This is a genomic window from Staphylococcus sp. 191 (assembly GCF_011174885.1).
GTDB classification, from domain to species: Bacteria; Bacillota; Bacilli; order Staphylococcales; family Staphylococcaceae; genus Staphylococcus; species Staphylococcus coagulans.
In genome coordinates this window covers 1-12,627 of the sequence record NZ_PNRJ01000027.1, presented here as the reverse complement: position 1 = coordinate 12,627, position 12,627 = coordinate 1, and the positions used below count along the sequence as shown (strand labels likewise).

15 protein-coding genes and 1 rRNA gene are annotated in these 12,627 nt (G+C 38.0%); 15 read left to right on the top strand and 1 reads right to left on the bottom strand.

Features of this window, described 5'->3' with window-relative positions:
• Nucleotides 1–131: 131 nt before the first annotated feature.
• A 5S ribosomal RNA gene (gene rrf / locus C1H58_RS11905) occupies nt 132–246 on the top strand.
• Between the two features lie 299 nt (nt 247–545).
• Here the strand turns inward: rrf and C1H58_RS11900 are convergent.
• On the bottom strand, nt 546–737 hold the full coding sequence (locus C1H58_RS11900) for a hypothetical protein (RefSeq protein ID WP_060830397.1): 192 nt from the start codon (nt 735–737) through the stop codon (nt 546–548).
• Between the two features lie 150 nt (nt 738–887).
• Here C1H58_RS11900 and C1H58_RS11895 point away from each other — a divergent pair, with 150 nt between their 5' ends.
• The 14 genes from C1H58_RS11895 (at nt 888) to veg (ending at nt 12,421) form a co-directional block, all read left to right on the top strand.
• Nucleotides 888–2,234 carry an Orn/Lys/Arg family decarboxylase gene (locus tag C1H58_RS11895; RefSeq protein WP_165546292.1) on the top strand — a complete coding sequence of 449 codons (1,347 nt, stop codon included), beginning with the start codon at nt 888–890 and terminating at the stop codon, nt 2,232–2,234.
• A 1-nt stretch (nt 2,235) separates the two neighbouring features.
• Nucleotides 2,236–2,850 carry a dTMP kinase gene (gene tmk, locus C1H58_RS11890; RefSeq protein WP_060830395.1) on the top strand — a complete coding sequence of 205 codons (615 nt, stop codon included), beginning with the start codon at nt 2,236–2,238 and terminating at the stop codon, nt 2,848–2,850.
• Between the two features lie 85 nt (nt 2,851–2,935).
• Nucleotides 2,936–3,265, top strand: a complete 330-nt coding sequence (locus C1H58_RS11885) for a cyclic-di-AMP receptor (protein ID WP_016426529.1) — start codon at nt 2,936–2,938, stop codon at nt 3,263–3,265.
• Nucleotides 3,266–3,481: 216 nt separating this feature from the next.
• Nucleotides 3,482–4,414 (top strand): DNA polymerase III subunit delta' C-terminal domain-containing protein, encoded by a 933-nt coding sequence (locus C1H58_RS11880; RefSeq protein WP_165546291.1) that lies wholly within the window; start codon nt 3,482–3,484, stop codon nt 4,412–4,414.
• 5 nt (nt 4,415–4,419) lie between these two features.
• Nucleotides 4,420–5,223: a PSP1 domain-containing protein gene (locus C1H58_RS11875; RefSeq protein ID WP_165546290.1), complete on the top strand. Its 804-nt coding sequence runs from the start codon at nt 4,420–4,422 to the stop codon at nt 5,221–5,223.
• 13 nt (nt 5,224–5,236) lie between these two features.
• Nucleotides 5,237–5,596: a DNA replication initiation control protein YabA gene (yabA, locus tag C1H58_RS11870; protein ID WP_060830392.1), complete on the top strand. Its 360-nt coding sequence runs from the start codon at nt 5,237–5,239 to the stop codon at nt 5,594–5,596.
• A gap of 16 nt (nt 5,597–5,612) precedes the next feature.
• Nucleotides 5,613–6,338, top strand: a complete 726-nt coding sequence (locus tag C1H58_RS11865; protein WP_165546289.1) for a tRNA1(Val) (adenine(37)-N6)-methyltransferase — start codon at nt 5,613–5,615, stop codon at nt 6,336–6,338.
• Nucleotides 6,331–6,576, top strand: a complete 246-nt coding sequence (locus C1H58_RS11860; protein ID WP_016426524.1) for a GIY-YIG nuclease family protein — start codon at nt 6,331–6,333, stop codon at nt 6,574–6,576. Before C1H58_RS11865 ends, C1H58_RS11860 begins: the two co-directional genes overlap by 8 nt.
• A 4-nt stretch (nt 6,577–6,580) precedes the next feature.
• On the top strand, nt 6,581–7,414 hold the full coding sequence (gene rsmI / locus C1H58_RS11855; RefSeq protein ID WP_165546288.1) for a 16S rRNA (cytidine(1402)-2'-O)-methyltransferase: 834 nt from the start codon (nt 6,581–6,583) through the stop codon (nt 7,412–7,414).
• A 94-nt stretch (nt 7,415–7,508) separates the two neighbouring features.
• Nucleotides 7,509–9,485: a methionine--tRNA ligase gene (gene metG, locus C1H58_RS11850; protein ID WP_165546287.1), complete on the top strand. Its 1,977-nt coding sequence runs from the start codon at nt 7,509–7,511 to the stop codon at nt 9,483–9,485.
• A gap of 332 nt (nt 9,486–9,817) precedes the next feature.
• Entirely contained in the window at nt 9,818–10,588 is a 771-nt protein-coding gene (locus C1H58_RS11845; RefSeq protein WP_165546286.1) for a TatD family hydrolase, read from the top strand.
• A gap of 32 nt (nt 10,589–10,620) precedes the next feature.
• Nucleotides 10,621–11,160 (top strand): ribonuclease M5, encoded by a 540-nt coding sequence (gene rnmV / locus C1H58_RS11840; RefSeq protein WP_050346095.1) that lies wholly within the window; start codon nt 10,621–10,623, stop codon nt 11,158–11,160.
• Between the two features lie 4 nt (nt 11,161–11,164).
• Nucleotides 11,165–12,055, top strand: a complete 891-nt coding sequence (gene rsmA / locus C1H58_RS11835; RefSeq protein WP_165546285.1) for a 16S rRNA (adenine(1518)-N(6)/adenine(1519)-N(6))-dimethyltransferase RsmA — start codon at nt 11,165–11,167, stop codon at nt 12,053–12,055.
• 99 nt (nt 12,056–12,154) lie between these two features.
• On the top strand, nt 12,155–12,421 hold the full coding sequence (veg, locus tag C1H58_RS11830; protein WP_050331802.1) for a biofilm formation stimulator Veg: 267 nt from the start codon (nt 12,155–12,157) through the stop codon (nt 12,419–12,421).
• Nucleotides 12,422–12,627: the final 206 nt, after the last annotated feature.

Genomic DNA, 12,627 nt, shown 5'->3' with positions numbered 1-12,627 from the left:
AAGCGTAGTGATACGTGGAGCTGACGAATACTAATCGATCGAAGACTTAATCAAATTTGTTCATAAGGTTTACTTGTGAATGTATACTTACTATCTAGTTTTGAATGTATAACATTCAAAAAGTATTTTTGTTTGGTGACTATGGCAAAGAGGTCACACCTGTTCCCATGCCGAACACAGAAGTTAAGCTCTTTAGCGCCGATGGTAGTCGGACTGACGTTCCGCGAGAGTAGGACGTTGCCAAGCAGAAATTAACGCATAATTGGATGCGATGAGCCGCATACATCCCAAAAGATGATTTCTCACCTTTTGGGATGTATTTTTATATGGTTATATATTTTTAACGGTTGGTGAAATAGTCGCTGACCGTTATTTTAATTTTTGATATTAAAAAAGCACAAATATCTCTATAATTGTAAGTGCCTAAACCAACGATTAAGGAGATATTGTGCCTATGTGTAATGATATATCAGAAATGCTTAAAATAAAAGCGAAAAATTTAAAATATTATTGGTAATTTTTTTAGCACCTCAAGTTTGAGTATATTAGAAAAATGGTAATTCTTTGCTCGCTTCGATAATATCCTGAGTATAAAAAAACTGCTTGCCTTGTCCAGTATATGCGGGTTCTAAAATCATATTTGTCATTGATGCGTATAGCCATTTGGGGTGAATCCCACTGTTTAAAATTTCTTGAAATTCTTGAAAGTCTTTATCCCAATCTAATTGAATCTCCATCTATATCATCACCTCCACAAAAAATATAGAACATAAGTACGTATTTTAAAAGGGCTAGCCATGAAATTTCTGACGTCCCCTAAGAAGTTCGTTATAATAGATGTATTAAATTTGAGTAAGTTAATAAATGTGTAAAGGAGGGATTGAAGTATGTCTTATCAACCATTAAGACAAAAAATGAAATCATGGGGGCAAAGTGTTCCCATTTCCATGCATGTTCCAGGTCATAAAAATGGAACAATTGGTGATCTTTCTTTCACAAAACCGCAATATGATGTAACGGAGATAACAGGATTTGATGATTTACATCATGCAGATGATGTTTTATATCAAAGTATGCAGACTTTAGACCAGCATCCGAATTATAAAGGGTATTATTTAGTGAATGGGACGACGAGTGGTATTTTAGCGGTTATTCATGCGTTTGCCAATCGAAAAGGCACAGTGAGTATCGCTAGAAATGTACATAAATCGGTATTTAATGCGCTAGATATTGGTGGGCAAAGTGCTAATATCATGCCAACGTCAATGAGTGCACAAACCAATCAGTATCTTGTGCCAGAGGTTAATACGTCAATTAAAACGGACTATAAATTAGGTGTTGTGACATATCCGAATTATTATGGTGAGACGTATGATATCGGAAAAGTAATTCGAGATTATCACGCGATTAGTGTGCCAGTCCTTGTAGATGAGGCACATGGCGCACATTTTGGTTTGGATGGTTTTCCAGCTTCAAGTATGAATGATGACGCTGATTATGTCGTGCAATCTTATCACAAAACACTACCAAGTTTAACCATGAGTTCTATATTATGGATACATAAGGATGCACCTTACCGTGCTCAAATAGAATTACTCTTGCAAACTTTCCAATCTTCTAGTCCTTCATACTTGTTATTAGAAAGTTTAGAGTCAGCACAAACTTTTTATCGACACTACCAAAGTGACTATTTTTTTAAAAAGCGTGAAATATTGATTGAAAAGTTAAAAGAAAGCGCCTTTGAGGTTATAGAGTCACAAGACCCGCTTAAACTGGTGATTCGTTGTAAAGGGTGGTCTGGTCAAGAAATTCAGGCACTCATGGAAGAAAATGCAATCTATGTTGAATTAGCTGACGAACAGTCCGTTTTATGGGTTTTACCCTTATGGCATGTTGATGATCGTTATCCTTTTGCGTTGTTGTTACAACGTATAGCAAGAATGAAAATAGGCGCTGTTAGGGAAATAACTCAGCATGGACAGGCGCCAATGCTTTACAGTCAAGCAGGAGAATACAATGCGGTGGCACCCAATTCATTTGTTGAGATGTCTTTTGAACATGCATATGGCAAAATATTAGCGGCACATTTAATTCCGTATCCGCCTGGTGTACCTTCATTATTAAGGGGCGAAAAAATGACTAAAGATATGATAAAATTAATTCATTATTGGCAAACACGTGGGATACGCGTTGAAGGCCTTACAAATGGAAAAATTAAAGTAGAGGATGAGTAAAATGGGCCGATTTATCACGATTGAAGGACCAGAAGGATCCGGGAAAACAACAGTACTCGAAGCTGTGGTTAAACAGTTGTCACGTGATTATGATGTCGTGGCGACACGCGAACCAGGCGGTGTGGAAACAGCAGAAAAAATTCGTCAAATATTGTTAAACGGCGATAGCATGGATGGTCGAACTGAAGCATTGTTGTTTGCTGCTGCAAGACGAGAGCATCTTGTCGCAAAAGTTTTGCCTGCATTAGCAAAAGGACAATTAGTGATTTGTGATCGTTTTATTGATAGTTCTTTAGCGTATCAGGGTTATGCGCGTGAAATCGGGGTAAAAGGAGTACAAACTATTAATGACTTTGCGATAGAAGGACGTTATCCAGATTTAACGATATACCTCGATATTCCAGCGGCAGTTGGACGAGAACGAATTGAACGTAATCAACGCGAGCAAAATCGTTTAGATAAAGAAAGTATGTTATTCCATGAACGTGTAATCGAAGGGTATCAACATATTATCAAGCAAGATCCAACGCGTTTTGCAGTAATTGATGCCAGTCAACCGATTGAGGCAGTCGTTGATGCATCAGTAAAAGCCATTTTACAGCAATTGGCAGATTAAAAAGTCATTCAGTTGTTTACTTAGGATTGAAGTGAAGCAGTGATACGAGATATGTTATAATATACGCTAAGAGGTGTTTGTAAAAATGAAAATGATTATAGCGATTGTTCAAGATCAAGATAGCCAAGAACTTTCGGATAAACTTGTTGAAAATAATTTTCGTGCGACGAAATTAGCGACAACAGGTGGTTTTTTGCGAGCTGGAAATACGACATTTTTAAGTGGTGTTGATGACGATAGAGTTGATGAAATACTAGAAGTTATCGGTGGCACATGTGGTAATAGAGAACAACTTGTATCACCAATCACACCAATGGGCGGAAGTGCTGATTCGTATATTCCTTATCCTGTAGAAGTCGAAGTCGGTGGCGCAACTGTCTTTGTAATGCCAGTAGAATCATTCCATCAGTTTTAGAATAAAATGGAGGTTGTGACAGTGTTGGCGAGCAAAATTCGTTTACGTTGTTTCAACCTTTTTGTTTTTTTGCCTGTATCAAGTATGACTTACATGAGTAGTAGCTCAGTTTAAATTACAAGTTATTTCTTCGTCATACATCATGGAATTAAGTAAAAACAGCCTAAAGTGTATTAAGATGTCAGGATTCATTTTCATAAAGGAGCGCAAAGTTTCATGGAAGTAATTGATCAATTAAAAAAAGCGTATCATAATCAAAAGCTGTCACATGCCTATTTATTCGAAGGTGACGATGCGGAAACGATGAAAACAACGGCAATGGATTTTGCGCAATTTATCTTATGTCAAGATCAAGCGCAATGTAGGAACAAAGTAACTGAGCATAATCATCCTGACTTTCAATACGTGATGACAGACGAAGCAACGATAAAAAAAGAGCAAGTTGAGGCGCTCGTTCATCATATGAATCAGTTACCCATTGAAGGGGATTTTAAAGTCTATGTGATTCAAGATTTTGAAAAATTAACGGTACAAGGTGAAAATAGTATTCTCAAATTTTTAGAAGAACCGCCTCAAAAGACGATTGCGGTGATTATGTCCACAAAGCCAGAGCAAATCTTAGATACGATTCACTCTCGGTGCCAACACGTGTATTTTAAACCGATGTCCAGAGCTACGTTCGTGTCGCGTTTAATGGCGCACGATGAAACTGTCACAAAACCGATAGCAGAGTTACTCAGTACATATACGACACAAATTGAAGTGGCGATGCAACTTAATCAGGATTTCGAACTGTCACCTTTCCGCAAGGTATTGTTGCAGTGGTGTTACCGTTTAGTGAAGCAACGCGAAATGGCGCTAATCGGAGTTGTTGAATTACTCAAGCATGCTAAAAATAGACAGCTCCAATTGATGGCATTATCTGGAATTAATGCCTACTTTCAAGATTTATTGTATGTTAAAACAAAGATGTCCGAGTGCATTACGTTTTCTGGCATGACAGAAGAGTATGAAACGTTAGCCACACAAATGAGCTATCGTCATTTAACGTATATTATTGAACAAATTACTGAGGCGCACAAAAAACTCAATCAAAATGTGAATCCAACGTTAGTATTTGAACAAATTGCAATTAAGGTGAAGGGGTGACGCTTATGCACTTTGTCGCAGGTGTATACTTTGAAAAAGCAAACGTATTAGAATATTATGAGCCAATTGACACGCCATTAACAGAGGGGCAATATGTGGTTGTAGAATCTAAGCGAGGACACGAACTCGGTGTGATTAATCATCTACCAAGAGCGGTGTCAGATCAAGATGTGACCCTACCTTTAAAGCCTATATTAAGAGTCGCTACTGAGGAAGACTTAGCCTGTTATGAAAAAAATGCGCAAGATGCGGATCGTGCTTTAGAGATGTGTAAAGGTTTTGTTGATCAATTGGAATTAGATATGCGTGTTGTGAACTGTGAATATATTCTTGACCGCACTAAAATTATTTTTAATTTTACAGCGGATGAGCGTATCGATTTCCGAAAACTAGTGCGTATGTTAGCGCAACGCTTAAAAACACGAATTGAATTGCGCCAAATCGGGGTGCGCGATGAAGCGAAGTTACTCGGAGGGATTGGACCATGTGGCCGTTCATTGTGCTGTGCCACTTTTTTAGGAGATTTCGAGCCGGTATCGATTAAAATGGCAAAAGATCAAAATTTATCACTCAATCCTACTAAAATCTCTGGTGCATGTGGGCGTTTAATGTGCTGTTTGAAGTATGAAAATGATTATTACGAAACAGCAAGAGCACATTTGCCTGACGTAGGAGAGCGTATTCAAACACCAGAAGGTCAAGGAGAAGTCGTCGGTTTAAATATTATTGATGTGTCTATGCAAGTCCGTCTTGACGGAATGGAACAACTGACAGAATACCATATTGAAGAATTAGAAACTTTAAAGTAGGGAGGTTCATCTGTTGGATCGAAATGAACTATTCGACCGATTAATGCGACTAGAAAAAAATGTAGCGCGTATTCATGAGGATATGCAAGAGTTAAAAGCTTTAACTGTTGAACTCGTAGAAGAAAATGTGGCATTACAAATTGAAAATGATAATTTTAAAGCTTTGATGCAGCAAGAGGAAGAGGAGAACATCGAAACGCCCATTGAAGAAACGCGCAATGCAACCTCACAGCCCACTAAAAAACAACTACAAAGTCGGGAATATTTTGCCAAATTGTATCATGAAGGTTTTCATATTTGTCATGATGTATTTGGAAAGCATCGCCACGGCGAGGATTGTATGTTTTGTTTGAATGTGCTTAATGACAAATGAGGTGAAAATAAGAACCATGCTACAAACAGGTGAAAGATTAGACTATTTAATTCGAGAAGACTTGCGCATTATTCAAAATGATGCAGTCTTTTCTTTTTCTACAGATGCGCTGTTGCTCGGTCATTTTACAAAGGTTAAAAAGAGAGATCGTATTTTAGACATGTGTTCAGGCAATGGTGTCATTCCATTGTTGCTCTCGGCGAAAGGTCTTAACCCCATTACAGGGGTAGAAATTCAGCCCCAACTCGTTGATATGGCGCGTCGCAGTGTTGCATATAATCAATTAGATGAACGCATCACAATGCTTGAGATGGACATTAATCGCTTGATTGAAACATTTCAACCCGCGCAGTTTGATTTGATTACTTGCAATCCACCTTATTTTAAAGCAAATCAAGCGCATCAACACCAAATTGAAGCGCATAAAATTGCGCGACATGAAATCTTTTGTACTTTAGACGATTGCTTTCGAGTTGCAAAGCATTTACTAAAAGAGGGTGGACGTATTGTAATGGTTCACCGTGCAGAACGTTTGCTTGATCTTTTTGAAGCAATGCGTCGACACCGTATTGAACCGAAGCAACTCCACATGGTTTACAGTAAACCTGGGCAATCTGCGCAAACCATTGTCGTTGAAGGTCGAAAAGGCGGACGGCAAGGTCTAAAGATTTCCCCGCCTTTTTATGTATACGATGAAAATCAACAATATACGCCTGAAATGCGAGAGGTGTATTATGGATAAACATTATATCTACATTGTTCAATGTAAAGATGCTTCACTTTATACCGGATATACGAACAACTTAGCAGCGCGAATCGCCAAACATAATGAAGGAAAAGGCGCAAAATATACAAAAAGCCGACGTCCTGTTCAATTGCGTTATTATGAAACGTTTGAAACAAAATCAGCAGCACTTAAGCGTGAATGTGCGATTAAAAAAATGACACGGCAACAAAAAATCCAACTCATTGAGGAGTGATGAAATGGGAAGCTTATATTTGGTAGGAACGCCCATAGGAAATTTAGATGATATGACTTTTCGAGCTATCGATATTTTAAAACAAGTAGATTTAATTGCGTGTGAAGATACACGTGTTACTAAAAAGTTATGTCATCATTTTGAGATAGAGACGCCTTTGAAATCTTACCATGAGCATAATAAGCAGCGTGTGACAGAAAGTCTTATCGAAAAGCTCTGTGCCGGAGATGATATTGCACTTGTGTCAGATGCAGGTTTACCTTTGATTTCTGATCCTGGTTATGAATTGGTCGTACGTGCACGCGAAGAAAACGTTAATGTTATCCCTATTCCGGGAGCCAATGCCGGACTGACAGCACTTATGGCAAGTGGGTTGCCATCATTTACATATACTTTTCTTGGTTTTCTACCACGTAAAACACGCGAAAAGATAGAAGTGCTTGAAAAAAGAATGTTTCAAGAGAGTACTTTATTATTGTATGAATCGCCACACCGTGTAAAAGAAACACTAGAGGCAATTGCTAAGGTGGATAATCAGCGTATGATGACAGTGGCAAGAGAATTAACAAAGAAATTTGAACAAATTCAAACAGGCCGGGTGGACGATTTAATTGCCCAATTAGACGATACAATCCCGTTGCGTGGTGAGTTTGTATTAATTATTGAGGGTGCAATGGCAAAGGCCTCTACATCATGGTTTGAGGATATGACGATTGAAGCGCATGTGAATCATTATATTGATCAAAATATGAAACCTAAACAAGCAATCAAGCATGTAGCGCAAGATCGTCAAATGTCGAGTAAAGAAGTTTATAATATTTTCCACAACATCAATTAAACTCATTTTAGTACAATAGGGATTGAATTGTAACATTGAAAATAAAACGAAATTTAGATATATTAGATAAGATAAGAATTGAGGAGGAGCGCTGATGGTGAAAGAGACATTTTATATTACTACACCGATCTACTATCCGAGTGGTAATTTACACATCGGGCATGCATATTCAACAGTTGCGGGTGACGTGATTGCTCGATATAAACGCTTGCAAGGCTTTGATGTTCGCTATTTAACTGGAACAGACGAGCACGGTCAAAAGATTCAAGAAAAAGCTCAAAAAGCAGGGAAGTCAGAACTCGACTACCTTGATAGTATGATCAAAAACATTAAAGCATTATGGGAAAAATTGGATATTTCTAACGATGATTTTATCCGAACAACTGAGCGTCGTCATGCAGAAGTGGTAGAAAAGATATTTGAAAAATTATTGGCGCAAGGCGATATTTATTTAGGAGAATATGAAGGATGGTATTCGGTTCCAGATGAAACTTTTTACACAGAAACACAATTAGTAGAGCCAGTTTATGAAAATGGCAAAATTGTAGGTGGTAAAAGCCCAGATTCTGGACATGAAGTGGAATTAGTCAAAGAGGAAAGCTACTTCTTTAAATTGTCGAAATATACGGATCGCTTGTTAGAATTTTATGATCAGCATCCAGAATTTATACAACCACCATCTCGTAAAAATGAAATGATTAACAATTTCATTAAGCCTGGATTAGAAGATTTAGCTGTTTCACGTACTTCTTTTAACTGGGGGGTGAAAGTTCCATCCAACCCAAAACATGTTGTTTACGTTTGGTTAGATGCGCTTGTTAACTACATTTCGGCGTTAGGTTATTTAACAGAAGACGATACATTATTCCGTAAGTATTGGCCAGCAGATATTCATTTAATGGCAAAAGAAATCGTTCGTTTCCATTCGATAATTTGGCCAATTATTTTAATGGCTTTAGATTTACCGCTTCCTAAAAAGGTTTTTGCACATGGTTGGGTTTTAATGAAAGACGGCAAAATGAGTAAATCTAAAGGGAATGTCATGGATCCCAATGTGTTAATTGATCGTTATGGTTTAGATGCGACACGTTATTATTTAATGCGTGAGCTCCCATTTGGTTCTGACGGTGTTTTCACACCAGAAGCCTTTATTGATCGCACAAACTTTGATTTGGCGAATGATTTAGGAAACCTTGTAAACCGCACAATTTCAATGATTAACAAGTATTTCGATGGCAAACTTCCAGCATATCAAGGACCTATGCACGAAGTTGATCAAGAAATGGAACAAATGGCTTTAGATACAGTTGAAGCGTATCACGATCATATGGAAAAACTTCAATTTTCAGTTGCATTGTCAACGGTTTGGAAGCTCATTAGCCGTACGAATAAATATATTGATGAAACAACGCCATGGATTTTAGCGAAAGATCCTGAACAAAAAGAAGCGTTGGGCAGTGTGATGGCACACTTAGTAGAGAATATACGTTTCGCAGCTGTCTTATTACGTCCGTTTTTAACACATGCACCATATCAAATTTTTGATCAATTGAATATTAATAGCGAGAAACTTCATGACTTTGAAAGTCTCGGGCGCTATGGTCTTTTGACGGAGCCTATCATAGTGACAAGCCAACCGAAGCCTATTTTCCCAAGATTGGATGTAGAGGCTGAAGTTAGCTATATTAGAGAATCAATGCAACCACCAAAACAAGCGGCAGAAACGCAAGTAGAAGAGACATCAAAACCACAAATTGATATTAAAGCTTTTGATAAAGTTGAGATTAAAGCTGCAACAATTATTGACGCAGAAAATGTTAAAAAATCAGATAAGCTTCTCAAAATTCAAGTGGATCTTGGGCATGAGAAACGTCAAATTGTTTCAGGCATTGCACAATTTTACCAGCCTGATGATATCATTGGTAAAAAAGTCGCTGTCGTTACAAACTTAAAACCTGCAAAATTAATGGGGCAAAAATCTGAAGGTATGATTTTATCCGCTGAAAAAGATGATGTCTTAACATTAATTAGCTTACCGAATGCGGTACCGAACGGCGCAATCATTAAATAAATGGCACGCAAAGCGTAATGCATAGAAACGTTTTTGACAGTGTATGCGTGATGCGAGCAAGGTTCTAATTCAAGTTGATGATATCTATCTAATCGCTAATGCAATGAGTGAGACGACAAAATCGAACGGAGTAGATTTTGATTACGTCTCACTCTTTCGTTTATGATGAGAGGCGGAAGGTTAGCCCAACTTTATCGCGGATAGATTCATTTTCAACGATTTAACAGGAACTATACGTATTGACTGGTGTGTTTCTTAAAGTCAATGACTCGGGTGTGGAGTTTTGAAATGAAATAGAAAACAGAAGAATGAAATGATAAGGAGGATGAACAATGCTTATAGATACACATGTACATTTAAATGCAGATCAATATGATGAAGATTTAGAAGAAGTGATACAACGCGCACTAGACGCAGGGGTAGACCGTATGTTTGTCGTAGGATTCGATACAAAAACGATTGAACGTGCGATGCAATTAATCGATGCATACGATTTTATTTACGCTATTATTGGTTGGCATCCGGTTGATGCCATTGATTTTACAGATGAGCGTTTAGAATGGATTGAAGAACTTTCAAAACATCCTAAAGTGATTGGGATTGGAGAAATGGGATTAGACTATCATTGGGATAAATCGCCAAAAGATGTACAAAAAGAAGTTTTTCGTAAGCAAATTGCATTAGCTAAGCGCGTGAAATTACCGATTATTATCCATAATCGAGAAGCGACACAAGACTGTATTGATATTTTAATGGAGGAACATGCCGAAGAGGTCGGTGGTATTATGCATAGTTTTAGTGGTTCTCCAGAAATTGCCGATATCGTAACGAATAAATTGAACTTTTATATTTCGTTAGGTGGTCCTGTGACTTTCAAAAATGCGAAGCAACCGAAAGAAGTAGCGAAGCACGTGTCGTTGGACCGTTTATTAGTTGAGACAGATGCGCCATACTTAACACCCCACCCATATAGAGGTAAACGAAATGAGCCGGCGCGTGTCACGCTAGTGGCTGAGCAAATTGCGGATTTACGAGGCATTTCATATGAAGAAGTGGCCGCACAAACAACTCAAAATGCAGAACGCTTATTCGGATTGAAATAGGTCGGTTCATAGAAGATAAAGAAGGTGCAGCGTTGAAAATTAACGAATTTGTTGTTGTAGAAGGGCGAGATGATACTGAACGCGTAAAAAGAGCGGTTGACTGTGATACCATTGAAACAAACGGCAGTGCCATAGATTCACAGACTTTAGATGTAATACGTCAAGCTCAAGAAACAAGAGGTGTCATCGTTTTAACTGACCCTGATTTCCCGGGTGACAAAATACGGACGACTATACGTGAAGCGGTACCCGGTGTGAAACATGCGTTTATCGACCGTGATAAAGCTAAAAATAGGCGGGGTAAAATAGGCGTCGAGCACGCCGACTTTGAAACAATACGTGAAGCATTGATGCACGTTTCTTCGCCGCTATCAGAAGCACAAGAAACGATAGATAAAACCGTGCTAATTGAATTAGGATTAATCATTGGGCCAGATGCACGTCGCCGACGAGATCTTCTAGGGAGACGTTTGCATATTGGTCATTCCAATGGAAAGCAATTATTAAAAAAACTCAATGCCTTTGGTTATACAGAAGAAGATGTAAGAAGGGCATTAGGGGAAGAGGAGTAAATCTATGCATGATAAAGATATTGCAACACCATCGAGAACACGTGCATTATTAAATCAATATGGTTTTAACTTCAAAAAAAGTTTAGGTCAGAACTTTTTAATAGATGTGAATATTATTCATCGCATTATTGATGCAAGTGGCATTGATGCAACGACGGGCGTCATTGAAATTGGGCCCGGGATGGGATCGCTAACAGAACAATTAGCAAAAAAAGCGAAGCATGTTTTAGCCTTTGAAATTGATCAAAGATTAATCCCTGTATTAAAAGATACATTATCACCCTATCCCAATGTTACAGTCATCAATGAAGATATTTTGAAAGCAAATGTCTCAGAGGCAATGCAGATGTATTTATCGAAATGTGAAAAAATAATGGTTGTCGCTAATTTGCCGTATTATATTACGACGCCAATTCTACTCCGACTATTAGAGCAAGATTTGAATATTGATGGTTACGTGGTCATGATGCAAAAAGAGGTGGGTGAGCGTTTAAATGCGCAAGTGGGCTCTAAAGCATATGGTTCTTTATCAATAGTAACCCAGTATTATACAGAAACATCGAAAGTTCTGACCGTTCCGAAAACGGTCTTTATGCCACCACCTAATGTAGATTCTATTGTCGTTAAATTAATGAAGCGCCAATATCCACTTGTCGAAGTGAAAAATGAGCAAGCGTTTTTCAAAATGGCAAAAGGTGCATTCAGTCAGAGACGTAAAACGATTTTCAACAATTATCAGAATCTCTTTGATGATGGAAAAGCGCAGCGGAATGAAATTTTACAATGGTTAGAAAAAGCTAGAATTGATCCGAAACGACGCGGGGAAACATTGTCAATACAAGAATATGCACGATTGTATGAAGAATTGGAAAATTTCCCTCAATTAACATTCTAAATTTGTTGACATTGGCACGCCACCTTGCTAAAATTAAAATTTTATTTGACGCATCCTACTTAATTGTGTTATAATACACTTGTAGCGAGGTGGAGCAATATGCCAAAATCTATTGGAGACATCAAAAATTCTCTTGATTGTCAATTAGGAAATCGTATTGTACTTAAAGCTAATGGAGGTCGTAAAAAAACAATTGAACGTTGTGGCGTTCTTACTGAAACGTATCCATCAGTGTTCGTTGTTGAATTAGACCCTGAGAAACATAATTTTGAGCGTGTATCTTACACGTATGCTGACGTTTTGACTGAAAACGTTCAAGTTTCATTTGTAGAAGAAGAACTTCAACAAGAAGCAATTGCGCAATAATATATGTCTGTCATATAAGGATAAATCTACATAATGGCCATTCTACTTAATAGGTAGTATGGTCTTTTTTAGTATGGAATTCTATTTGATAGATAGTGTTGAGTGCACTAATATTGATGGTAAACCTAAGAGAGCGCAGTAGCTGACTGGATTGAACATCGCATTTCAAGCTTGTTCAACCCTAGTCATCCTTGCCGGGGCAGGAC

What these genes read in the sequence shown, in the direction of transcription:
- C1H58_RS11900 (WP_060830397.1), bottom strand. Translation starts at nt 737, where the DNA reads ATGGAGATTCAATTAGATTGGGATAAAGACTTTCAAGAATTTCAAGAA.
- C1H58_RS11895 (WP_165546292.1), top strand. Translation starts at nt 888, where the DNA reads ATGTCTTATCAACCATTAAGACAAAAAATGAAATCATGGGGGCAAAGT.
- tmk (WP_060830395.1), top strand. Translation starts at nt 2,236, where the DNA reads ATGGGCCGATTTATCACGATTGAAGGACCAGAAGGATCCGGGAAAACA.
- C1H58_RS11885 (WP_016426529.1), top strand. Translation starts at nt 2,936, where the DNA reads ATGAAAATGATTATAGCGATTGTTCAAGATCAAGATAGCCAAGAACTT.
- C1H58_RS11880 (WP_165546291.1), top strand. Translation starts at nt 3,482, where the DNA reads ATGGAAGTAATTGATCAATTAAAAAAAGCGTATCATAATCAAAAGCTG.
- C1H58_RS11875 (WP_165546290.1), top strand. Translation starts at nt 4,420, where the DNA reads ATGCACTTTGTCGCAGGTGTATACTTTGAAAAAGCAAACGTATTAGAA.
- C1H58_RS11865 (WP_165546289.1), top strand. Translation starts at nt 5,613, where the DNA reads ATGCTACAAACAGGTGAAAGATTAGACTATTTAATTCGAGAAGACTTG.
- C1H58_RS11860 (WP_016426524.1), top strand. Translation starts at nt 6,331, where the DNA reads ATGGATAAACATTATATCTACATTGTTCAATGTAAAGATGCTTCACTT.
- rsmI (WP_165546288.1), top strand. Translation starts at nt 6,581, where the DNA reads ATGGGAAGCTTATATTTGGTAGGAACGCCCATAGGAAATTTAGATGAT.
- metG (WP_165546287.1), top strand. Translation starts at nt 7,509, where the DNA reads ATGGTGAAAGAGACATTTTATATTACTACACCGATCTACTATCCGAGT.
- C1H58_RS11845 (WP_165546286.1), top strand. Translation starts at nt 9,818, where the DNA reads ATGCTTATAGATACACATGTACATTTAAATGCAGATCAATATGATGAA.
- rsmA (WP_165546285.1), top strand. Translation starts at nt 11,165, where the DNA reads ATGCATGATAAAGATATTGCAACACCATCGAGAACACGTGCATTATTA.
- veg (WP_050331802.1), top strand. Translation starts at nt 12,155, where the DNA reads ATGCCAAAATCTATTGGAGACATCAAAAATTCTCTTGATTGTCAATTA.